This is a genomic window from Pseudonocardia wallangbongensis, assembly GCF_054486945.1.
The window spans coordinates 274,832-296,988 of the sequence record NZ_JBRERS010000006.1; the positions used below are offsets into that span (position 1 = coordinate 274,832).

Consider the following 22,157-nt stretch of genomic DNA (forward strand, 5'->3'; position numbering starts at 1 on the left):
CTCCGGCGCGACGCTATGCAGGGCCCGTTACCGGCCCGTCGGTTCGATGTGACGGCAACGCAAAGCCGCCCTCACCGGGGCGGTGCGTTCGACGTGAGGCCGCCGCCAGTGCTACAGCAGCGGGCCGATGGCGCCCGCCGCCCGCTGCAGCCCGGCAAGGGTCCGGGGCGAGGCGTCGGGGTGCTGCGCGTGCAGCGCCACGCGGTGCAGCAGGGCCCGCAGCAGCACCTGCGGCCATTCCTCGAGGTGCGTCCACCGGTGGGGCAGCTCCTCGTCGGCGCCACCCCACGCCAGCGCGTCGACGACGACGACGGCGGACGCCCACTGCGCCGGGCGCCAGCACGGCACGAGGTCGATCATGGCCGGCACGCCCTGCGCGTCGAAGAGGACCGCCCCGAAGAGCTCGGGGTGCACCAGCTGCGGGGTGAGCTGCACGGGCTTGCGGAACTCGGCGAGCTGCGTGTACAGCTCGCCACCGGTGGCCGGGTCGAGCGTCAGCCGCCGCTCGCCGAACGCTCCGGCGGCCGACCGGGTGACCAGGTCGTCCCGGTCGTCGAGCAGGCGGGGCCGGGAGACGCTCGCGGTGGCGGCGTGCAGCCGCACGGACGCCTCGACCACCTCGTCGTAGCGGGGTTCGACGTACCCGGGGATGTAGCGGCACGCCGCCCAGCCGCCCACGACCCACCGCCCGTCGGACGAGCGCAGCGGACGGGCGATGCGCACGCCGTCGACCTGGAGCCCGTCGAGCACGGCCGCAGACCACGCCGCCACGACGTTGTCGGGCACCGGGCGCACGAGCACATCGGCGCAGTGCCATGCACGCCGGCCGGCCCACACCACCGGACGCGGCTCGACGTCGTTCACACCGAACGCGGTGCGGACGTGCACGGGCAGGGTGGTCCCGGCGGGCGGCATGACGGGCGCAGCAGTCACGCAGGCGACGCTACCTGCGCTGCGCAACCGTTCCGGGGTGCCACGCGGGGGCGCGTCGCGGCGCCGCGCGATCGGGCGGCGGCCCGGCGTGATGATCACTCGCCGTCGTCGCGGCCGTGGTCACTCAGTCGTCGCCTCCGTCGCCGCCGTCGTCCCCGCCTCCGTCGTCTCCCCCGTCATCGCCGCCGTCGTCTCCCCCGTCATCGTCTCCCCCTTCGTCGTCACCACCGTCATCGTCACCACCGTCATCGTCACCACCGTCATCGTCACCGTCGTCTCCCCCGTCGTCTCCCTCGTCGGAGTCGCCGGAGTCGCCGTCATCCCCGTCGCCGTCATCCCCGTCGTCGTCTCCCCGGTCGGAGTCACCGTCGTCGGAGTCACGGTCGTCGGAGTCACGGTCGTCGGAGTCACGGTCGGAATCGTCGGAGTCACGGTGGGATTCGCCGGAGTCACGGTCCGAGTCGTCGGAGTCACGGTCCGAGTCGTCGGAGTCACGGTCGGAGCGCTCGTCCGAATCCCGGTCCGAATCGTCATCTGACCTCCGGTCCGAGTCCCGGTCCGAGTCCCGGTCCACGTCCTCATCGGAGTCCCGGTCGGCATCCGAGTCCCGTTCGGCTTCCCGCTCGGAGTCGCCATCCGCGTCGCGCTCGGAGTCCGGGTCCCGGTCCGAGCGCTGGTCCGCTTCCTCGTCGGACCGGTCGTCGGAGTCCCGCTCCGAGTCGGACTCCCGCCCGGTCTCCCGGTCCGAGCGGTCGTCACCGTCGGCCGAGTCCTCGTCCGAGCCGCGGCCCGACGAGTCGCGGTCCGACGAGTCGCGGTCCGAGGAATCACGGTCCGAATCGCGGTCCGAGGAGTCCTCGTCGGAGGAGTCCTCGGATGCGAGCGCATCCCAGACGGCCGCCTCCAGCTCGTCCTCGTCCCACCCACTCAGGTCGTCGGACCCCGAGTCGCGGTCCGACGATTCACCCGACGAGTCGTCGTCCGAGGAGTCCCGTTCCGGAGAGTCACCATCCGATCGGCGGTCGGAGTCCTTGCGGTCCGCGTCGCGGTCCGACTCGTCCGAATCTCCGTCGGACGAGTCGCTCCGCTCGGCCGCGGCTGCCAGCAGGGAACCGAGCCCGGAACCACCCAGCGCATCGAGGACCCGACCGGCCCGTTCGGCGTCGTCCGAGCGGGCCGAGTCGTCGGAGTCCGAGCGGTCGGCATCGCGGTGGTCGCCGGAGCGGGCACCCCGACGACCACCATCGGAGTCCTCGCGGGACCGCTCGGAGCCGCGGTCGCTCGCGTCGTCGTGCTTGCGGTCGGTCCCGCCGCCGCGGTCGTCCTCGCGATCGTCGTTCCCGGTCAGCGACTCGTCGACGGCCTCGACGACCCCCGTGACCTTCCGGTCCGGCCTCGAGGAGCCCGAATCGCCGCCGTCCCCGTCGCGATCGTCGGACCCGCCGCCGCTCGGCTTGCTGTCGGACCCGCTGCCCCGGTCGCTCCTGCTGTCGCCCTCGTCGTCGGCGTCGTCGGCGTCGTCACCCCGGTCGCCGTCGTCGCGGTCGCCGCCGCCGAACAGACCGCGCAGCGGCCCGGCCGTGTCCCCACCGCCGGAGTCGTCTCCACCGCCGCTCCCGGCGCCGTCATCGCGGCCCTCGTCGTGGTCCGACCGGTCGCCACCGCCGAGAAGATCGCCGACGATCCCACCAGGGGAACGGCCGCCGCCCGACTCCGCACCGGGGCCACCACCGCTGCCCGGCGACTCGTCCTCCTGGCCGGAGTCCGGGCCGCCCGCGCCCCGCTCGCCGCCGAGTGCGTCCGCGACGGACCCGAGGGCATCACCGACGCCACCACCACGTCCTCGATCGCCCGGCCCGCCGTCGGTCCCCGGTTCCCCGTTCCCGTCGCCCGCGGAGTCCGGCTCACCGGCGCCGTTCCCACCTCCGGGCTCCTCGGCGGCGGCGGCCGGGCCACCACCGCCCGGCCCGCCCCGGTCGCGCCTCTCCGCGCCGGAGGGCGGGTCGCCCGCGTCCCCGTCACCGCCGAGTGCCTCGCCCACGGGGCCGAGGGCATCACCGATGCCACCACCACGTCCTCGATCGCCCGGCCCGTCGCTCTCCCGCTCTCCCTCGTTCCCGGCACCCGGCGCATCGCCCGCGGAGCCGGGAGCACCACCGGCCGGGCCACGTTCGCCGGGCCCCTCCCGCTGGTCGGTGCCGGTCGGCCCGTCCCCGCCGAGTGCCTCGCCCAGCGGGTCGAGGGCCTCTCCGACGGGCCCGTCGGGGTTCCCGCCGCCTTCGCCGCCGGGGTTGTCGTCCTTCCCGCCGTCGCCCGGATCCCGATCCTGACCGCCGGCCGCCGCCCCGGGCCCGTCGCCGGCCGGAGGTCGGTCCCCCGGATCCCGACCTCTGTCGTGGTCGGCATCACCGCCGCTCTGCTCGCCGCCGAGCGCGTCGCCCAACGAGCCCAGAGCGTCCCCGAGCGGCCCGCGAGCGGGGCCCCCGTCCGCCCGGACGTCCGGCTTGTCCGCACCGGCCTGCGAATCGGGGTCGTCGTCGTGCTCCGCGGACTCGTCGCCCGGGCCGCGGGGGTCCGGCGGTGCCCCGTTGGACGTGTCCTGCCGCTCCTGGTCCTCGTTGTCGTCGCGGGCGATGACGTCGGGGAGGTCGGGCAGCGCGTCGCCCTGCTCCTCGTTGTCGTCGGGCTCGTCGCCGTCGGGCTCGTCGCCCTCGGAGTTCTCGCCGTCGGAGTCGCCGTCGTGGTCGTCCCCTTCGGAGTCCTCCGAACGTCCGGAGCCCTCGTCGTCCGGCTCCTCGTCGGAACCTCTGTTGTCGACCACGTCGAGGACGCGCCGGCGGACCTCCTCGGTCTGCTCGTCGTCGTCGGGCAGCGGGGCGCGAACGGCGTTGTCGACGCCGCGCTCTAGGTCCTCCAACTGGTCGCGCTTCGCCTCCTGCTGGCGCAACCGCAGGTCACGCTGCTCGTCGAGCGCGGCGAGCTCGGACGTCCGTTCGGGGCTGCGCCGACCGGACGGGGCGGCCGCGAGCGCTTCCTCGACGGCTTGCAGCTGGCGCTCCGTGCTCTGCAGGTCCGTCCGGGCGCGGTCGAGGGAGCGGTAGGTGTCGATCTGGGACCGCAGCGTGGTCTTCCGCCGCTCGAGCAGGGCCTTGCGCGCCTGCAGGTCCTCCACCTCGGGCGGTGTGACCGAGCGGCGGTCCGGAGGCAGGCTCGTCCACTCGCGTTCGGTCTGCGTCAGCGTGTCGAGCTGGCTGTCGAGCGAGGCGAGGGCGATCTGGGCGTGCGCGATCCAGTCGGCCCGCGGGTCGACCCCTGGCGGGGCGGGCACCGACGGCGGCGGCGCGATCGGCTCGGATGCGGTGAAGACGTAGGTGGCCGCGAGGATGCCCGCAGCGCCGAACACCGCCATGGTGCGGCGCCTGCGCCCGGTTGCGCGCGACGCGCCGGCCCGGGCGATGGCCGCGTTCGAGGCGCGCCGCGCGCGGCGCGCCTCGACGAGGGCCCGCTGCTCCCGCACTCCGTGCGGGACGGGCGGTGCCGACGGATCGTCCAGCGGGTCCAGCAGCCAGGGAAGCGTGTCCGCGAGGCGCGCGTCCTGCCCGGCCTGCGCGGCAGCCCGCCGGGCCTGCCGGGCGGCGGCGCGATGCGCTGCCGTGCAATATCGGCGAGGCGGACGACCGGGGATGTCCTCGATCACCTCGTTGCACCCGGGCAGGGCGCAGCGTCTCGCGTTGTCGTCCACCAGTGCGACCCCCATCGCCGGGTGACGGAAGGCATGCCGGAACTCGGGACGCTCCGCCAGTCGGCCGTGATGTGCGCCGCGGCGCACCCCGACACCACGGCCCTGCAGATCCGTCTTGATCTTCCGGCTTCGGAACGCTACTCGGCACTCGACCGGGTGTCACTGCTCCGTTCGACCAACACGACGGCAGGAACTCGATCACCTTGAGTGATCGAGAATGGTCCGATTGGGCCATTCGAGCACTTTCTCCCGTGCTCATCCCATTCGTTCTTGCATCAGTAAGAACGCCTGCTCACAGAGACGCCGACGGCGCCCCCTCCGACCAGGTGTCGGGTGGGGGCGCCGTCGCGTAGGGCTCCGGGTTGCGCTCAGTACACGGGCTGCGAGGGGTCGACCTGCTTGACCCACGAGAGCACGCCGCCACCGACGTGCACGGCGTCCTTGAAGCCGGCCCGGTGCAGCACGGCGAGGGCCTCGGCCGACCGCGCACCGGACTTGCAGTGCAACACGACCGGCTTGTCCTGGGGGATCTCCGAGAGCGCCTCGCCGGACAGGATCCGGTCCTTCGGGATGAGCTTCGCGCCCGGGATGCTGACGATCTCGAACTCGTTCTGCTCCCGGACGTCGATCAGCTCGAAGTCCTTGCCCGCGTCGATCATCTCCTTGAGCTCGAGCGCGGTGATGGTGCTGCCGGCGGCGGCTTCCTGCGCGTCGTCGGACACCACCCCGCAGAACGCCTCGTAGTCGATGAGCTCGGTGATCTTCGGCGTGCTCGGGTCCTTGCGGATCTTGATGGTGCGGTAGCTCATCTCCAGGGCGTCGTACACCATCAGCCGGCCCAGGATGGGCTCACCGATGCCGGTGATCAGCTTGATCGCCTCGTTCACCATGATCGAGCCGATCGACGCGCACAGGACACCCAGCACCCCGCCCTCGGCGCAGGACGGCACCATCCCGGGCGGCGGCGGCTCCGGGTAGAGGTCGCGGTAGTTGAGGCCCTGGCCATTGGGAGCGTCCTCCCAGAAGACGGACGCCTGACCCTCGAACCGGAAGATCGAGCCCCACACGTACGGCTTGCCGAGCAGGACCGCCGCGTCGTTCACGAGGTAGCGCGTGGCGAAGTTGTCGGTGCCGTCGAGGATGAGGTCGTAGTCGCGGAAGACCTCGAGCACGTTCGACGAGTCGAGCCGCGTCTCGTGCAGCCGGACCTCGACGAACGGGTTGATCTCCTTGATGGAGTCGCGGGCCGACTCGCCCTTGGAACGGCCGACGTCGGACTGCCCGTGGATGACCTGCCGCTGCAGGTTGGACTCGTCCACCACGTCGAACTCGACGATGCCGAGCGTGCCGACGCCCGCGGCGGCGAGGTAGAGCAGCGCCGGGCTGCCGAGCCCGCCGGCGCCCACCACCAGCACCTTCGCGTTCTTCAGCCGCTTCTGCCCCGCCATGCCGACGTCCGGGATGATGAGGTGGCGGCTGTAGCGCTCGACCTCCTCCTTGGACAGTTCGGCGGCCGGCTCCACGAGCGGCGGTAGCGCCATGATCATGCTCCTCGCATCGACGTACTGGCTCATTGCGGCAACGTCGCGGTCACCCGGGTTCTTCCCAGCTCCCCGCCTCGACCGAATCCCACATGCCCGCGACGGCGCGCGCCACCATCTCGGGCGCCTCGATCTGCGCGACGTGCCCCACACCCGGCAGCACCAGCAGCCGCGAGCGCTGCAGCGCAGCGGCGGTGCGGCCGGCCAGCCGGGGCGCGACGAGCCGGTCACGCTCACCCCACACCACCAGCGTAGGCGCCTGCACGCGGGCCGCCACCGACCACAGCGACTCCCCGCGCAGCCATCCCGCCACCATCGCCTTACCGGTGCGCTCTGCGGCCTCCTGGGCCCACGCCAGCCGGGCCCGCCCGGCGATCTCGGCGGCGGCCTCGGCCAGCCGGTGCTCCGGTGCGACCGCCGGGTCCCCGAAGCAGAGCCGTACGACCTGCTCGGCGCGCGTGCGCGGGTCCACCGCGGCGAGCTCAGCACGGGCCCGCTCGCCGACCAGCGGCAACATCGCGAGCAGCAGCTTCCAGTCGGAGACGCGGCGCGGGTCGGGGCGCAGATCGGGCATCGCGGGCGACACGAGCGTGAGGGTGCGCACCAGTTCGGGCCTCCGGGCGGCCACGGCGAGCGCGACGGCCCCGCCGAACGAGTTGCCCAGCAGGTGCACCGGCCGGCCGCGACCGGCGAGGAAGCAGAGCAGGGCGTCGGCGTGCCCGGAGGGTGAGTAGTCGCGCGACGCGGGCGGCCGGGAGAGCCCGAACCCGGGCAGGTCGACCGCGGTGCCGGGGGCGCGGGTGGCGAGCAGCCCGGCGAGGTCGGTCCAGTTCGTGGCCGAACCGGACAGCCCGTGGACGTAGACCGCCGAGGTGTCGCCCCGGCCGGGCGTCTCGCGCACGTGCAGCGTGACGCCGCCGGATGTGACCTCGCCACCGGGCCAGGTGGCCTGGCGGGCATCGAGCGGAGGCAACGTGCCCGCGTCCGCCAGCGGCGGTCCCGCCGGCACCGCCTGCGGCCGGCGTGCGCGCGCCAGGAGCGGACGGACGAACGGCAGCGCGGCGGAAGTCACCCTCCGAGGATGACCCGGCGGCGCCGCGGGGGCCACCTGCCGTGACCGGGCTCGCGCTGATCGGGGGACGTAATCGGCGGCGGCCTCGGCCGTTGTACCGATCACTGGTGCGGCGGGTCGAGACGGAAGGCGTCGTGACGGACAGGCGGGTGGAGAGCGCGGCCGCGGGCGTGGTCGGCGCGGTGGCGCTGGGGGTGCTCGCGTACCGGCTCGGCAGCGGCGCGCCGACGGCCGACGCGCTCGGCACCGCCATCGCCGTGCTCCTCCTCGCGGTGCCCGCGGCCCTGCACCTGGCCACCGGCCTGCCGCGCCTCGTCGGCACGGAACGGGCCGCCCGGCTCGGTGTCCTGGTCTCCGGCGCCGACGCGTTCGCGGCCGCGCGGCACGTCGACACGGTCGTGCTCGCCGGAATCGGCACGCTCACCAGCGGCGAGCTGGAGGTGCACCTCGTGCACGCGGTCGACGGCGTCCCGCACGCGGAGGTGCTGCGCCTCGCGGGAGCCGTGACCCAGGAGTCCGACCGGCCGATCGATCGCGCGATCGCGGGGGCGACCCCCCGGCTGCCCGGCGTCGCCGAGTTCGACTCCGTGGACGGTCTGGGCGCGCGCGGGATCGTGGCCGAGGTGGTGGCTGCTCCCGGCGCGGAGCAGCGCGTGATCGCCCACGCCGTGCTCGTCGGCGGTGCGGAGCTCCTCGCGGCGCACGACATCGACCTGCCGGCGGCGCCCGCCACGGCCGGTTGCACCCCCGTCGCCGTGGCCTGGGACGGCGTGGCCCGTGGCGTGCTGGACGTCGGGCCCGACGTGGCGCCGGAGACCGCGGCCGCCGTGCGCGGGCTGACCGCCCTCGGGGTCCGGCCCGTCCTCGTGGCCGCCCAGGAGGCCGCGGTCGCGCAGGCCGTGGCCGCACGCGCCGGGCTCGCACCCGATGCCGTGCTCGCCGGGGTTTCGCCACCGGAGGTGGTCCCGCTCGTCCGGGAGCTCCCGGGCCGCGTCGCGGTGGTCGCCGACACCGGGCGCTACGGATCGGCGCTCGACGTCGCCGGCCTGGCCGTCCAGCTCCCGCCGCACGCCCGCGGCGCGCGCCGCCCGGCGCTGACGCTGGTCCACGCCGACCTCGCCACCGCGGTGGACGCGCTCCGATCGGCCCGCGACACCGCCGCCCGCACCCGGGCGAACCTCGTGCTCTCCCTCGCGTGCGTCGCGGCGCTGCTGCCGCTGACCGTCGTCGGCCTGCTCGGCCCGACGCTCGCGGCGGCGGCGACGGCCGCCTGCGCTGCGGTGCTCGCGGCCAACAGCGTGCGGTCCCGGCGGCCCACCGCTACCGGCGGGTAAGGTGTCCTTCCGCACCCGATCGGGTGGACGGACGGAGGGCAACCGCATGACCGAGGCGCCGGCACCGGTACACCGCGGCACCCGCCTGTCCCGCGACGCGCGCCGGGCCCAGCTGCTCCTGGCCGCGCGGGACGTCTTCGCGGCCCACGGCTACCACGCCGCCGCGATGGACGACATCGCCGAACGGGCCGGCGTGAGCAAGCCCGTGCTCTACCAGCACTTCCCCGGCAAGCTCGAGCTCTACCGGGCGCTGCTCACCACGTACGCCGACGAGCTGGTGCAGCGCGTCGGCTCCGCGATCGACGCCACGAGCGACAACGAGCAGCGCGTACACGCGGCCGTCGCGGCCTACTTCGACTTCGTCGCCGGTGAAGGCCAGGCCTACCGGCTGGTGTTCGAGTCCGACCTGCGCGGCGAGCCGGAGGCCGCGGCCGTCGTCGACGGCGCGCTCACCCGCTGCATCGACACCGTCGCCGCGGCCGTCACGGCCGACGCCGGCCTCGACGGTGCACGCGCCCGCCTGCTGGCGGTCGGGCTGGTCGGGTTGAGCCAGGTGGCAGCGCAGTACTGGCTCGACTCCGACCAGGCGGTGCCGCGGGACGAGGCCGTGGCCCTCATGTCCGGCTTCGCGTGGCGCGGCCTCGCCGGCTTCCCCCTCATCCACGACTGAGGTCGATCACCGCCGTGGTGTGCGCAGCACCCCGTCGATCAGGCCGTAGTCGACGGCCTCCTGGGCGCTGAACCAGCGGTCGCGGTCGAAGTCGGCCTCGATCCGCTCGAGCGACTGCCCGGAGTGCTCGGCCGTGAGCTCGGCGATCCGCTTCTTGAGCTTGGACAGCATGCCGGCGCGGATCACGATGTCCGACTCCGAGCCGCCCGCTCCACCCGACGGCTGGTGCATCATCACCTGGGCGTGCGGCAGCGCGAACCGCTTGCCCGGTGCGCCCCCCGTGAGCAGGAACTGGCCCATCGAGGCGGCCATGCCCGTGGCCACGGTGGCGACGTCCGGCTCGATCGAGTGCATGGTGTCGTAGATGGCCATCCCGGCGAACACCGAGCCGCCCGGCGAGTTGATGTAGAGCGTGATGTCGGCGCTTCGGTCCTCGCCCGCGAGCAGGAGCAGCTGCGCGACGAGCTTCGTGGCGACGTCGTCGTCCACCTCCTGGCCGAGCACGACGATGCGCTCGCGCAGCAGCCGGTTGTAGACGGTGTCGTCGAGGGTGGGTGCACTCATTGCGTGATCTCCTTCAGCGGGGGAGCTTGCGGCTGGCGATGATGTTGTCGGCGAGGCCGTAGGCCACGGCCTCGCCGGCGGTGAGGACGAGGTCTCGCTCGATGTCGGTGTGGATGCGCTCCACGGTCTGCCCGGTGCCCGCGGCGAGTGCCTCCTCGAGCTGGCGGCGCAGCCGGGACACCTCGGCCGCGTAGATCTCCAGGTCGGAGGTCTGGCCGCGCAGGACGTCGATGCTCGGCTGGTGGATGAGTACCCGCGCGTTGGGCACGACCGCCCGGTGGCCCGGCGCCCCCGCCGCGAGCAGCACCGCCGCGGCCGACGCCGCCTGACCCAGGCAGTAGGTGTGCACCGGCGGGCGGATGTAGCGCATCGTGTCGTAGATCGCCGTCATCGCGGTGAGCGAACCACCCGGCGAGTTGATGTACATCGAGATCGCCCGGTCCGGCTCCGTCGACTCCAGGCAGATCAGCTGGGCCATGACGTCGTTGGCCGCGGCGTCGTCGATCTGCGTCCCGACGAAGACGATGCGGCCCTCGAAGAGCTTGCTGTAGGGATTCGACTCCTGGTAGCCGTAGCTCGTCCGCTCGACGAACGACGGCAGGACGTAGCGGGCTTGCGCGGTTCGCATCCGAATGACCTCCCGGTCGGGCGTGGATCTCCCGGACGCTAACGGCGCCCCAGCGGAGCGCGTGGGCTCCTTCGCGGGCGGCGAACCCCTTTCGCCGAGAGCGGACGGCGCACGCACTTCCCGCGCCGGCGATGAGTTCCGGAAGTGGCGCCGGTCTCACCTACAACCGCGCCACACGGAGCGCGGCGGCCCGGAAGGGAGCGAGAAATGATCAACACGACCGACCTCAGCAACCGGGACCGCGCCGTCCTCCGCGCCGTCGCCGCCGGCCGCTGCACCGTCTCCGCGATCGGCGTCCTCGCCGTCGACGGGCTGGGGTGCTGCGACCAGTTCGTCGGCCGCCGGCTGGCCACCGCGGGCCTCATCGGCTCCAGCGCCGGCCCCGCCCACCTGACGGCCACCGGCCGCGCGCTGCTCGAGGCGGCGTGACGTGAACGCCTACTGCGACCGCTGCCCCGCCCGCGCCCGCGTCCGCGCCGAGCTCCCGGCCGGCGAGCTGCACTTCTGCAACCACCACATCCGCGAGCACGGCGACCGCCTCCGGGAAGCCGGCGCGAAGCTGATCACGCTGCCCGGCAGACCGGCCCCACTTCTAGGCGATCGCGCTGCGTAAAAGTGGCGCTTCGACCACGGCGCCCGTGGCCAGCGCGGCGATCCGGCTCGACACGCCGGACACCCGTTCGAGGGGCAGCATGTGCCCGGCGTCCGGGAAGATCGTCAGGCCCGCCGACGGCAGCCGGTCCGCGATGCGCCGGGCCGCGCGAACCGGCGTGAGCCGGTCCCGGGAGCCGACGAGCACGACGGCCGGGATGTCGACGTACGCGGAGAGCACGGCGTCGCGTTCGTGGGCCTCCAGCGTGGGTTGGAACCCGGACACGGTGATCGGCCGGCACGCTCCCACGGTCTCGCAGGTGATCCGGCGCGCCTCCGGGCTCGGCCGGGACCCGAGCAGGAGCCACCGCATCGCGGGCGCGATGAGGCGCGGGTTGCCGAAGTGCTCCCGCCGCGACCACCCCCTCGTGCCGGACACCCTGCGCTGCACGCGGCGGTAGACCGCGGCCGCCGGCGGGGCCAGCCCGAACGGGCGCTCGGCGAGCCCGCCGCTCGCGGTGGCCACCAGCGCCACCCCGGCCGCCCGCGCCACCACGTCCGGGTGGCGGTCCGCGAGCGCCATCAGCGTCATGCCACCCATCGAGTGCCCGGCGAGCACGAGCGGCCCGGTCGGTGCCGTGGCGGCGATGACGGCGGCCAGGTCGTCGGCGAGCTGGTCGATCGTCATCGTCGCCGGCCCGACGGCGGCCGAGCGGCCGTGGCCGCGGTGGTCGGGCCGCACCACGCGCACCGGTGCGGGCCCGGTCGCGAGCGACCTGGCGACCGGCCTCCAGGTGCGCCGGTCGAGCGACCAGCCGTGGACCAGGACGACGGTGACGGGCGCATCCGGTGGGCCGTCCAGCTCGACGTGCAGCGGCACGCCGTCGGCGGCGGGGACGGATCGTGCGGTGATCATCGGAGGAGCTGCGCTATCGCGGGTCGGTCAGGAAGATGTCGGCCAGGCCCGGGTTGTAGGCGTGCACGAGGATGCCGAAGATGATCGCGTCGAAGGTCAGGTGGACGGTGACCACGTACGGCAGAGACCGGGTGCGCTGGAAGATGTAGCCCTGCAGCAGGGCGAAGGGCACCGTGAGCAGCGGACCCCAGCCGCGGTAGCCCAGCTCCCAGAGGAACGAGACGAACACGACGGACTGCAGGAGGTTCGCCTGCCAGAACGGGAAGTGGTGGCGGAGCAGGGCGAAGACGATGCAGATGAAGAACAGCTCGTCCCACAGGCCGACTCCGTTGACGCCGATGAAGAGCCGGATGATCTCGTCGGCTCCGGAGATGTCGGGCCAGTTCCGGTAGGCGCCCGAGCCCAGGAAGTACACCGGAAGGATCAGGTAGCCCGCGACGACCACCAGACCGAGGTAGCCGAACTCGAACCAGCTCCACCGGTTCCCGGTTCGGACCGGGAACTTGATGATGTCCTCCCGGTACCACCACCGCGAGAGGGCGTAGGGCAGGGCGACCGCGGACGACAGGGTGATCGTGAAACGGGCCATGCCGGCGTTGCTCAGGTCCGCCGCCAGCGACATCGTGCTGATGACGACGAGGCCGGCGGAGATGAGGATCAGGTGGCGCAGCAGCAGGCGGTCCGCCACCGCTGCGACGACCAGGCCGGCGACGATCAGGGCGTACCCGATCAGTCGCTCCTGCAGGCCGAACAGCGCGACCGCTGCGACCATCACCAGTGCGGCGGCCAGCAGCCGGTTCCAGGTGGGCCGCGCGGCGGACCGCTCCTCGGAACTGTCGGGCGTCGTCGCGCTGGCGCTCACCGCGCCAGCATGACCGGGCAGGCGCCGGCGCGACAACCTCGCGGGCGGTGACGCGGACGGATCGTGCAGCCGTCATCGGATGAGGTGCGCCTTGCGCCAGAGTGCCTCGCTCGGACCGCCGATGAGCTTCTGCTCCCGCAGGAACGGCACCAGCTTGCGCGCCGACCAGGCCAGGGTCTCCTGGTGGTGCGGGTTCGCCAGTGCGGCCTTGTGCCCGACGGCGGGATCGATGCCCACCGACGTGTAGACGTCGCGGTGGATCAGGTTGCGGGCCACCACGAACGCGACCCGCGCCGAGAGGAAGCGGGACAGGGCACGCTCCGCGGCGTTCGCCCGCGGCATGATCCGCATCAGTTCCTCGCGGGCGTAGCGGACGTGCCGGGCCTCCTCGGTCACGTGGATCCGGTTGACCATGCGGGTGAGCGGCTGCACGGTGTCGTCGCGCATCGCCTCGCGCTGCAGCTGGTCGAGGATCTCCTCCACGAACAGCGTGCCGGCGAACATCGCGGGACCCGTCGCGACGGTCTTGAAGAAGCGCCCGAGCTCGTGCGTGAACCGTCGCGGCGAGTAGTCCGGCACGCCGTAGCGCTCGGTCATCTTCGCGAACATGATCGAGTGCCGGCACTCGTCGGCGATCTCGGTGAGCGCGTACTGGATGTGCTGGCGGCGCGGGTCGCGGTCGTACGCGTAGCGCAGGAGCATCTGCATGAGGATGATCTCGAACCAGAGGCCGATGCGAGCGATGCTGCACACCTCGTGCACCGACAGCGTGCGCCGCTGCTCCTCGGTGAGGCCCTCCCACAGTTCGGTGCCGTACAGCGAGACCCGGTGGGGCGGCATGCCCCACGTGCCGTCGGCGAGCGGGGCCTCCCAGTCGATGTCGATGCTGGGCTCGTAGGAGTGGTCGAGCGACGAGCGGAGCAGCCGCTCCGCCGTCGCCTCGCGGTCGTTCAGGGTCTTGACGTTCATCGCGGGCTCCTCTCGGGTGTGCGACCGGTCAGCCGCCCCACGAGACCGGCCGCCAGCGGCGAGCCGTCGAACCGCCCTGAGGCGGCCTGCTTGCGGATCCGCCGGGCGGCGATGGCGCCGACCGCGGCGGGGAGGTGCCGGCCTGCCCACAGCTCCAGGTTCCCGGCGCGGGTGCAGGCGGTGTCGCGGGGCGGTCGCGGGGCGCCGAGGGTGCGCAGCACGGTGCCGACGACGTCCTCGACCTCCTCGCGCCGCACCTGGCCCTCCAGCGTCAACCCGGCCTCCCGCCCGGCGGCGTGGATGCCGGTGCGCACGTACCCGGGGTAGACGGTGCTGACGTGCAGTTCCGTGCCGTACTCCAAGCGCAGGGCGTCCGCGTAGGCGGTCATCCCGCGCTTCGCGACGCTGTAGGCCGACACGAACGGCAGCGTCACGTATGCGAGCTCGCTGGCGACGAAGACGGTGCGGCCGCGCCGCGCGCCGCGCTCGTCCCGGCCCGCCTGCAGTGCCGGGAGGGCGGCCGCGGTGACGCGCCAGGCGCCGAGCAGGTTGACGTCGACGACGCGCAGCGCGTCGGGCTCGAGCGGACCGCCCGCGTCGTTCGGGGTGCCGATGCCGGCGTAGTGCACGACGGCGTCCAGCCCGCCCAGCCGCTGCACCGCCCCGGCGACGGCCGCTTCGACCGCCGCGGTGTCGGTGATGTCGCAGGCGAGGACGCCCGCGGCCTCGTTCCCGGTCACGTCGAGCCCGACCACCTGCGCGCCTTGTTCCCGCAGCCGCGTGACGGTCGGGGCCCCGAAGCCACCGGCCGCCCCGGTGACGAGCACCCGGCCGGGCATCCTGGTGGACGCCGCTGTGCGTGCCATCGAACCAGCCTCCAGACGACACTTGCATGTTACCGCCGGTAACTGTTACCACAAGTACCGTGCATCGTGACGAAGCCCGTGTCAAGCCGAGCACCTCGGCGCAGCGGCAGCAACGACGAGCCGAACGCCGCACCGAGATGGTGCAAGCCGCGATCGAGGCGGTGCGCACGCGCGGGCCGGGTGTGTCCGTTGCGGAGCTCGCGGCGGCGGCCGGCATCACGAAACCGGTGCTCTACCGGCACTTCACCGACCGCGCGGACCTGCAGCGGGCGGTCGGGGAGAAGGCCGCGGAGATGCTGCTGAACCGGATGGCCCCGGAGTTCGACCCCGCCCGGGAGCCCGCACAGCTCATCCGCGGCGTGATCGACGCCTTCCTCGCGGGTATCGAGGCCGAGCCGCAGCTGTGGCGGTTCGTCGTGCACCACCCGATCGAGCGGGAGGCCGGGGCCGAGATCGTCGAGGACGCCCGCCAGCACATCGCCCGCCTGCTCTCCATGATCATCGGTGAGCGGCTGCGCTCGCTGGGCCTCGACTCCGGGGGCGCGGAGGCGTGGGCGCAGGGCCTGGTCGGGATGGTGCAGAGCGCGGGCGACTGGTGGCTCGAACGGCGCACGATGAGCCGCGCCGCCCTCACCGACTACCTGACCACCCTCATCTGGGGCGGCATCTCCGGCGTCATCGCGATGGCGGACGAGCCCGTGCCGATGCCTTCGCCGGAGGTGGACCGTGGCTGAGCACGAGCACGAGCACGAGGACGGCTACACCGGCCCCGCCGTCCTCACCGTCGACGGGCAGGACGTGCCCGTCCACGCACAGCTGGACACCCGGCACGAGCCCCACGACGGGCGGCTGCACTGGTTCGGGCGGGTGCGGGTCGATGGCGAAGGGCGGGACATCCACAGCGGCACGGTCGAACTGCGCACCGAGACCGGCCGGGCCGAGGCCCGCATCGGCGACGTGGACCCGTGGGGCCGCTACCGCCTGACCGGCGTAGGCACGCCGCCGTTCCGGATCGACGAGCCGGACCTCACCGACTGACGAAGACGCCGCGAATGGATACGAGTGCTCGAGCACTCGTATCCACTCACGGCAATGGGATCAGCCGATCGCGAAGCCCACCCGGCCGGCCTGGGCGGGCGCGATCTCCACGTAGGCGATCTGGGCCGCGCGGACGAGGTACCGCCTGCCCTTGTCGTCGACGAGGCGGAGCAGCCCGTCCGCGTCCTTGAGCGCGTCGTCGACCAGGGCCTGGACCTCGTCCGGCGTCTGGTCGCTGGACACCACGAGCTCGCGCGCGCTCTCCGCGATGCCGATCTTGACCTCCACCGGTGGAACCTCCTGGTCACGTCGTCCGAGCTGAATGCGCGGCCCAGGCTAGCCGAGCGCTGGCCCGTGAGAGGGCATGGGCGCTCTGCCGTGGGCGAACGAGCTCACGCGAGCCCGAGCCTGGCCATCCGCTTGCCGTGGTTGGACTGCAGGCGTTTGAGCAACGCGGCGATGCCGGACAGGTCACCGGACCCGGAGACGATGAACTCGGCCAGCTCGTCGCGCTCGGCCACGATGTGCTGGGCCTGGGTGACGGCCTCGCCGAGCAGCCTGCGCCCCCAGAGCGCGAGCCGGTCGTGCACCTGCCTGCTGCTCGCGCAGGCCGACTTCACCTCGCGCTCGGCGAACGCGCTGTGGCCGGTGTCGGCCAGCACCTGCTGCACGAGGTCGCCGGTGGGGCCGGGCAGCCAGCCGGCGATCTCGCGGTAGAAGTCGGCCGCGAGCCCGTCGCCCAGGTACGCCTTGACGAGGGACTCGAGCCAGCTGCGCGGCGCAGTGGATGCGTGGTAGGCATCCCATTGCGCCACGAACGGCCGCATCGCGTCCTCGACGCTCACCCCGAAACCGCCCAGGTGCTCCTCGAGCCGCCGGAAATGCCCGATCTCGGCGGCCGCCATCGCGGACAGCGCGGCGCGACCGCCGAGGGTGGGCGCGTGCCGCGCATCCTCGGCCAGGCGGTCGAACGCCGACAGCTCCCCGTAGGCCAGCACGCCGAGCAGGTCGACGGTGGCTCGATCCGCCACCGCCTTGTCCACCGCCCGCGCAGTCCCCATGGTGCGGAGCCTAGTGCCCGCACGACGCTCGTGACCGACGTCACGATGATCGGTTCGATACCGCCCGGGCCACGGGACGGCCGCACAGGACCGCCCGGATGGGCCGCGTGCGGTGGGACACGCGGGCCCGTGAACCGGTAGGATGTGCGGCAGCGCAGCGCCCACACACGGGTGCGCGCCTACCAGCGTCGCCGGTGCGTAGCGCGTCGGCTCCGCAACGACATGGTGCGTACAGCGCCTCGTCAGCTCTCCCACCCGAGCGCTCCGCGCCGGTGGTCGACGAGCCGGCCTCGGGCTCCTGTGCGCGGAGAGAGGCGATCAACCTGTCCGTCGAGAGCGACACTTCAATCGAGAACCCCCCCGGCGCCGACCCGACCGACGAGGTCGTGGAGGCGCATCCCCTCCAGGCCGGAGCCGCGGTCCGGTCCGATTCGCCCACGTTCGCCGAGCTCGGCGTCCGCCCCGAGATCGTCAAGGCGCTCGGCGAGGCCGGCATCGTGCGCACGTTCGCGATCCAGGAGCTCACGCTCCCCCTCGCGCTCGCCGGCGAGGACGTGATCGGCCAGGCCCGCACCGGCATGGGCAAGACCCTCGGCTTCGGCGTCCCGCTGCTCCAGCGCGTCGTCCCGCCATCGGAGCAGCCCGCAGCCGGCGTCGACGGTGAGGCCGCCGACCGCACCAAGGACGTCCCGCAGGCGCTGGTCGTGGTGCCCACACGCGAACTGTGCGTGCAGGTCGCCAAGGACATCGCCGACGCCGGGAAGCACCTCGGCGTCCGCGTCACGGCCATCTACGGGGGCCGCGCCTACGAACCGCAGCTCGCCGCCCTCCGCAAGGGCGTCGACGTCGTGGTCGGCACGCCCGGTCGGCTGCTCGACCTCGCCGAGCAGCGCCATCTGGTGCTGGGCCGCGTCAAGGCACTCGTGCTCGACGAGGCCGACGAGATGCTGGACCTGGGCTTCCTGCCCGACGTCGAGCGGATCATGCGGATGCTCCCGGACCAGCGCCACACGATGCTCTTCTCGGCCACCATGCCGGGCCCGATCATCCAGCTGTCGCGCACGTTCCTGCACCGTCCGACCCACATCCGGGCGGAGGAGTCCGACCAGGGCTCCATCCACGAACGCACCCGGCAGCTCGTCTACCGCGCCCACGCGATGGACAAGGTCGAGCTGCTCACCCGGGTGCTGCAGGCCGACGCCCGCGGTCTCACCATGATCTTCGCGCGGACGAAGCGCACGGTGCAGCGCGTGGCGGACGACCTCGCCGAACGCGGGTTCGCCGCCGCCGCCGTGCACGGCGACCTCGGCCAGGGTGCCCGCGAGCAGGCGCTGCGCGCGTTCCGCTCCGGCAAGGTCGACGTGCTGGTGGCCACCGATGTCGCCGCCAGGGGCATCGACGTCACCGACGTCACCCACGTCGTCAACTACCAGTGCCCGGAGGACTCGAAGACCTACGTCCACCGGATCGGCCGAACCGGCCGCGCCGGCAAGGAGGGCGTGGCGGTCACGCTCGTCGACTGGGACGAGATGCCGCGCTGGAAGATGGTCAGCGACGATCTCGGCCTCGGCATCGACGAGCCGGTCGAGACGTACTCGACATCGGAGCACCTGTACTCCGAGCTCGGCATCCCCGGCAGCGCGACGGGCCGGCTCCCGCGCTCGAAGCGCACCCGGCCGGGGCTGGACGCCGAGTACCTCGACACCGAGGGTGACCAGGGTGGCCGACGGCGGCGCGCCAAGCCGAACTCGCGCCGCACCGAGGACGACGTGGTGGCCCCGCGGGCGCGCCGTTCGCGGGCGCGTACGCGCAGCCGGGCCGGTGTCACGATCGGCGGATCCGACGGCTCCGCCGAGGGCGCCCCTGAGCAGCGCACCGAGGCCGCCGCGCCGCAGACCGGGCCGGACGACGGGCAGGACGCCGCACCGCGCGAAGAGGGTGCACGCAGGCGGCGCAGGCGCCGCGGCGGTGCCCGTCGGCGCGAGAACGCGGGCGTCGATGCCGTCGGCGGCGAGGCGCAGGACGCGGCCGCCAGCTGAGCACCAATGGCGGGGCGGCCGGGTTGGCGCCCGTGATCCCCGACCGGCCGCGCCCGCCCCGGGCGCGGCCGGAGCGGCGGCGCCGCAGCGACGTGGTCGTGGCGGCGGCGCTCACCGTGCTCGTCGTCGGCGTCACCGCCGTCCTGTGGACCACGAGCGACGCGGCCCACACGTCCTCCCGGCCTGCGGACCAGCCGATCGTGGCGCCGCCGGCCGCGGCTGGCATGCCCGCGGCTGTCGCCGAGGCGTGGCGGGCGCCCAGTGGCGCCACGGTCGTTCCGGTGGTCGCGGGGCCCGCGGTCGTCACGGCCGACGGCAACCTCGTCGTCGGTCGCGACGCGCTCACCGGTGAGGAGCGCTGGAGCTACGAGCGGGACCGCAGGCTGTGCACGGTCGCGGCCGGGTTCCCACGCGCGGACGGGGGTCGCGGCCGGGTGCTCGCGCTCTACGCGGAGGACTCCGAGTGGTGCAGCGAGCTCACGGCCCTGCGCCCGGACACCGGTGCGCGGGCCGCGGCGAGCAATCCGGACGTGCGCCCCGGCACCCGGCTGCTCGCCTCCGGATCGTCGGTCGTCGCCACCGGGGCCGAATACCTGGAGGTCATGCGCAGCGACCTCGTCAAGACACTCGAGTACGGCGACGTGCCGGTTCCGGTGCAGGTCGACCAGCAGCCGCGACCCCGGTGCACGCACGCCTCCACGGCGATCGGTGGCGACCGGCTCGGCCTCGTCGAGCGCTGCCCCGGCGAGGGGAGCGACCGGCTCACGCTGGTCGCCGACGACGGGGACAAGGGAGCCGAGGAGCCTGAGGTCGACTTCTCCGTCCTGCTGCCCGGCCCCGGCGCGGTGATCGTGGCGGTCTCGGCCGAACGGGTGGCCGTGGCGCTGCCCGGCCCGCCCCGGCTGCTGCTGTTCGATCACGCCGGCCAGCAGGTGGGTGAGCACCCGCTCGACGTGCCGGAGTCCGACCTCGCCGATCCCCCGGGCGGGGTGGCGGCCACCACCACCGCCGATCACCGGGTCACCTGGTGGACGGGCTCGCGGACGATCGCCCTTGACGGGGGCGACCTCGTCCCGCAGTGGACCGCGCCGGATGCGCTCGGCCCGGCCGTGCCCTACGCCGACGGGTGGCTCGTGCCGGTGCCGGGCGGGCTGCGGGTGCTCGACCCCGGTGGCGCCGAGTTGCGCACGATCCCCGTGGACCGCCCGCCCGGCCCGGTGCGGCTGGCCACGCTGGGCGAGATGCTGCTGGAACAGCAGGCCGGCGAGATCGTGGCGCTGAGGCCCGCTTAGGCGGGTCCTGAGCAGCTCCGGCCGTAGCGAGCGGCGTCCAGGTGGTGTCATCGCAAGACGGACGATCGCGCCGAAACCCCGATCGCCGATGCGGCCAAGCGGCCGGCCCGCAGAGGGATGCGGTCAGCGGATCCGTGACATGAACCGGACATCCGCGATTTGCCCGGGAGGGACCGCACGATGCGCGGCGCCACCGGAGGCCCCGCTCCCCCGGGAGCGGCCGGCGCCGGCGACGAGCCCAGGCCCGGGGCCCGACCACGCACCCGGTCGACGGGACACATCCACCCACACCGGATGCGTGGACTCCCGGTTCGGATCGCTAGATGCGCAGCAGGATGACGCTGTAGGCGATGATCCAGCTCGCCCACCCGAGCCAGCCGATCAGGCCGGCCGGTCCGAGGCGGTTGGCGCCCTCGGCGTTGTGGGAGCCGGCCAGCGAAGAGGTGAACAGGAGTGCGGCGGCGGCGTAGCCGAGCCAGGCGTGCCAGCCGGGAACGATTCCGGCGGCGACCCCGGCGAGGGTGAAGCCGAGGACCGCGATGGCCAGGAACACCTGGTTGAAGGTGAACAGCACGTTGCTCAGGCCCCATAGGCCTGCGACCGGGCCGCGGCCGTGCCTTGCGGCGGTGGCCATGCCGAACCGGAGCGCCTCGACGCAGGTGAAGGTGGCGTTCTGCATGAGCACGCCCGCAAAGCCGACCAGTGCCCACGCGCCCTGGTCGGCGTCACCTCGCCACAGCACCGACATCAGCCCGGCGGCGAAGACCGTGGTGCACAGCCACAGGACCGGAGCGACCACCGACGGCCTCTTGAGCCCATCGCCGATGGTCGCGAAGGAGCTGGTGACGGCGTCCAGGTCCTTCCCGGACGTCGGGAGCGGGAGCCCGACGCGGACGTAGATGACGTTGAGGGCGATCCCCACCAGTACGAACGTGATCCCGCCCAGGCCCGCCAGACCGGTGAAGCTCATTGCCACCCTCCATGTTGACTTGACGCATGCTATATTCAATACAAGGAACGAAAGGAGCGCGCAAGGATGGGAGAGCGGACCGGGCGGCGCCCCTACAGCTCGGCGCGGCGGCAGGCCCAGGCCGAGCAGACCCGAGCCGAGATCGCCGGCTCGGCTCGGCAGCTGTTCCTCGCGCAGGGCTGGGCGGCGACGACCATTCGGGACGTGGCCCGCCAGACCGGGGTCTCGGTGCCCACCGTCTACGCCGCGTTTCAGAGCAAGACGGGCCTGGTCCAGGCCTTGGTCGAGGCCGCGGACCTCTCCGCAGGCCTGCCGCAGATGCTCGAGGAGCTGGCGGCCATCACAGATCCGCGCCGGCACCTGACCGAGATGGCCGGGTACGACCGGCGGCTCTTCGAACGCGCCGGGGACATCATCGCCTTGATCCGTGAGGCCGGCCGAACCGAGCCGGAGCTGGCGGACTTCTACGAGCAAGGCCGCCGGGGGGCCGACGAAACCCGCATCCGGGCGTTCTCGTCGTGGCCGGGCGGCACCCTTCGGCCCGGTCTGGATGTGCACACCGCCGTCGACGTCTACGCAGCCCTGTGCAACATCGACGTCTACACCACGTTGGCCACCGAGCGCGGCTGGCGCCCCGACGAGATCGAGCGCTGGTGGATCGAGGCGCTCGGCCGCGAGCTGCTGGACCCGGGAAGGCCGCGATGAGCGCCGAGATGCTGAAGAAGTCCGGCGTGGCGCTGCTCACCACCTACCGACGCGACGGCAGCGGCGTCGGCACCCCGGTCAACGTACGGATCAGGGACGGCAAGGCCTACTTCATGACGCGGGCCAGGACCGCGAAAACCAAGCGGCTGGCCCGCAACCCCGAGGTGACCCTTGCACCGTCGACACCGACCGGAAAGCCCACCGGCCCCTCCGTGCGCGGCCGGGCGCGGCGTCTCGACGGCTCCGGGGTCCGAACCCGGTTCTGGCTCTTCGCCCGGTTGGTCTACCGCGATCTGCCCATCACCTACGAGGTCACGGTGGAGGAGTCGGGACGCCGCCACGGATCGCGCTCCTGAACTCGCGC

23 protein-coding genes are annotated in these 22,157 nt (G+C 73.4%); 10 read left to right on the forward strand and 13 right to left on the reverse strand.

Annotation, left to right across the window (positions count from 1 at the left end; translation table 11 throughout):
• Positions 1-111 precede the first annotated feature (111 nt).
• From ACU436_RS23380 to ACU436_RS23395, 4 genes are all read right to left on the reverse strand, one after another.
• A complete protein-coding gene (locus tag ACU436_RS23380; protein ID WP_459028652.1) occupies positions 112-933 on the reverse strand; it encodes a TIGR02569 family protein in 822 nt (273 codons plus the stop codon).
• A 124-nt stretch (positions 934-1,057) separates the two neighbouring features.
• Positions 1,058-4,630: a hypothetical protein gene (locus tag ACU436_RS23385; protein WP_459028654.1), complete on the reverse strand. Its 3,573-nt coding sequence runs from the start codon at positions 4,628-4,630 to the stop codon at positions 1,058-1,060.
• A 413-nt stretch (positions 4,631-5,043) separates the two neighbouring features.
• Positions 5,044-6,216 carry an adenylyltransferase/sulfurtransferase MoeZ gene (gene moeZ / locus ACU436_RS23390; protein ID WP_459028656.1) on the reverse strand — a complete coding sequence of 391 codons (1,173 nt, stop codon included), beginning with the start codon at positions 6,214-6,216 and terminating at the stop codon, positions 5,044-5,046.
• A 49-nt stretch (positions 6,217-6,265) separates the two neighbouring features.
• On the reverse strand, positions 6,266-7,288 hold the full coding sequence (locus tag ACU436_RS23395) for an alpha/beta fold hydrolase (RefSeq protein ID WP_459028658.1): 1,023 nt from the start codon (positions 7,286-7,288) through the stop codon (positions 6,266-6,268).
• A 134-nt stretch (positions 7,289-7,422) separates the two neighbouring features.
• Here ACU436_RS23395 and ACU436_RS23400 point away from each other — a divergent pair, with 134 nt between their 5' ends.
• Both ACU436_RS23400 and ACU436_RS23405 read left to right on the forward strand, forming a co-directional pair.
• Positions 7,423-8,622, forward strand: coding sequence for a hypothetical protein (locus ACU436_RS23400; RefSeq protein WP_459028660.1), 1,200 nt, complete (start codon positions 7,423-7,425; stop codon positions 8,620-8,622).
• A gap of 46 nt (positions 8,623-8,668) precedes the next feature.
• On the forward strand, positions 8,669-9,292 hold the full coding sequence (locus ACU436_RS23405; protein WP_459028662.1) for a TetR/AcrR family transcriptional regulator: 624 nt from the start codon (positions 8,669-8,671) through the stop codon (positions 9,290-9,292).
• A gap of 6 nt (positions 9,293-9,298) precedes the next feature.
• Here ACU436_RS23405 and ACU436_RS23410 read toward each other — a convergent pair whose 3' ends face one another.
• Positions 9,299-9,856, reverse strand: coding sequence for a ClpP family protease (locus ACU436_RS23410; protein ID WP_459028664.1), 558 nt, complete (start codon positions 9,854-9,856; stop codon positions 9,299-9,301).
• A 13-nt stretch (positions 9,857-9,869) separates the two neighbouring features.
• Positions 9,870-10,484 carry an ATP-dependent Clp protease proteolytic subunit gene (locus tag ACU436_RS23415; protein WP_459028666.1) on the reverse strand — a complete coding sequence of 205 codons (615 nt, stop codon included), beginning with the start codon at positions 10,482-10,484 and terminating at the stop codon, positions 9,870-9,872.
• Positions 10,485-10,691: 207 nt separating this feature from the next.
• On the opposite strand from ACU436_RS23415, the gene ACU436_RS23420 reads away from it, so the two are divergent.
• Positions 10,692-10,913, forward strand: coding sequence for a hypothetical protein (locus tag ACU436_RS23420; protein ID WP_459028668.1), 222 nt, complete (start codon positions 10,692-10,694; stop codon positions 10,911-10,913).
• Between the two features lies 1 nt (position 10,914).
• Positions 10,915-11,097 carry a DUF7455 domain-containing protein gene (locus tag ACU436_RS23425; protein WP_459028670.1) on the forward strand — a complete coding sequence of 61 codons (183 nt, stop codon included), beginning with the start codon at positions 10,915-10,917 and terminating at the stop codon, positions 11,095-11,097.
• Here ACU436_RS23425 and ACU436_RS23430 read toward each other — a convergent pair.
• The 4 genes from ACU436_RS23430 to ACU436_RS23445 all read right to left on the reverse strand — a co-directional run bounded on the left by ACU436_RS23430 (position 11,077) and on the right by ACU436_RS23445 (position 14,688).
• Complete coding sequence (locus ACU436_RS23430) at positions 11,077-11,991, reverse strand: alpha/beta fold hydrolase (protein WP_459028672.1); 915 nt, start codon at positions 11,989-11,991, stop codon at positions 11,077-11,079. The two genes, ACU436_RS23425 and ACU436_RS23430, sit on opposite strands and share 21 nt — an antisense overlap.
• A 13-nt stretch (positions 11,992-12,004) precedes the next feature.
• A complete protein-coding gene (locus ACU436_RS23435) occupies positions 12,005-12,853 on the reverse strand; it encodes a CPBP family glutamic-type intramembrane protease (RefSeq protein WP_459028674.1) in 849 nt (282 codons plus the stop codon).
• A gap of 72 nt (positions 12,854-12,925) precedes the next feature.
• Complete coding sequence (locus tag ACU436_RS23440; protein WP_459028676.1) at positions 12,926-13,822, reverse strand: AurF N-oxygenase family protein; 897 nt, start codon at positions 13,820-13,822, stop codon at positions 12,926-12,928.
• Positions 13,819-14,688, reverse strand: coding sequence for an SDR family NAD(P)-dependent oxidoreductase (locus ACU436_RS23445; protein WP_459028678.1), 870 nt, complete (start codon positions 14,686-14,688; stop codon positions 13,819-13,821). Before ACU436_RS23445 ends, ACU436_RS23440 begins: the two co-directional genes overlap by 4 nt.
• Before the next feature lie 59 nt (positions 14,689-14,747).
• Between ACU436_RS23445 and ACU436_RS23450 the strand changes: the two genes are divergently transcribed.
• A complete protein-coding gene (locus ACU436_RS23450) occupies positions 14,748-15,422 on the forward strand; it encodes a TetR family transcriptional regulator (RefSeq protein ID WP_459028680.1) in 675 nt (224 codons plus the stop codon).
• On the forward strand, positions 15,415-15,726 hold the full coding sequence (locus ACU436_RS23455; RefSeq protein ID WP_459028682.1) for a DUF4873 domain-containing protein: 312 nt from the start codon (positions 15,415-15,417) through the stop codon (positions 15,724-15,726). The genes ACU436_RS23450 and ACU436_RS23455 overlap by 8 nt, the downstream gene beginning before the upstream one ends.
• Positions 15,727-15,786: 60 nt before the next feature.
• Here ACU436_RS23455 and ACU436_RS23460 read toward each other — a convergent pair whose 3' ends face one another.
• Positions 15,787-16,014 (reverse strand): DUF3107 domain-containing protein, encoded by a 228-nt coding sequence (locus ACU436_RS23460; RefSeq protein ID WP_075952342.1) that lies wholly within the window; start codon positions 16,012-16,014, stop codon positions 15,787-15,789.
• Positions 16,015-16,118: 104 nt separating this feature from the next.
• Positions 16,119-16,787, reverse strand: a complete 669-nt coding sequence (locus ACU436_RS23465; RefSeq protein WP_459028684.1) for a ferritin-like fold-containing protein — start codon at positions 16,785-16,787, stop codon at positions 16,119-16,121.
• Between the two features lie 386 nt (positions 16,788-17,173).
• On the opposite strand from ACU436_RS23465, the gene ACU436_RS23470 reads away from it, so the two are divergent.
• Both ACU436_RS23470 and ACU436_RS23475 read left to right on the forward strand, forming a co-directional pair.
• On the forward strand, positions 17,174-18,826 hold the full coding sequence (locus ACU436_RS23470; RefSeq protein WP_459028686.1) for a DEAD/DEAH box helicase: 1,653 nt from the start codon (positions 17,174-17,176) through the stop codon (positions 18,824-18,826).
• 32 nt (positions 18,827-18,858) lie between these two features.
• On the forward strand, positions 18,859-20,118 hold the full coding sequence (locus tag ACU436_RS23475; RefSeq protein WP_459028688.1) for an Rv3212 family protein: 1,260 nt from the start codon (positions 18,859-18,861) through the stop codon (positions 20,116-20,118).
• 319 nt (positions 20,119-20,437) lie between these two features.
• On the opposite strand, the gene ACU436_RS23480 is transcribed toward ACU436_RS23475, so the two are convergent.
• Complete coding sequence (locus ACU436_RS23480) at positions 20,438-21,088, reverse strand: hypothetical protein (RefSeq protein WP_459028690.1); 651 nt, start codon at positions 21,086-21,088, stop codon at positions 20,438-20,440.
• Between the two features lie 66 nt (positions 21,089-21,154).
• Between ACU436_RS23480 and ACU436_RS23485 the strand changes: the two genes are divergently transcribed.
• Positions 21,155-21,793, forward strand: a complete 639-nt coding sequence (locus tag ACU436_RS23485) for a TetR/AcrR family transcriptional regulator (protein WP_459028691.1) — start codon at positions 21,155-21,157, stop codon at positions 21,791-21,793.
• Positions 21,790-22,149, forward strand: coding sequence for a PPOX class F420-dependent oxidoreductase (locus tag ACU436_RS23490; RefSeq protein WP_459028693.1), 360 nt, complete (start codon positions 21,790-21,792; stop codon positions 22,147-22,149). The genes ACU436_RS23485 and ACU436_RS23490 overlap by 4 nt, the downstream gene beginning before the upstream one ends.
• Positions 22,150-22,157 lie beyond the last annotated feature (8 nt).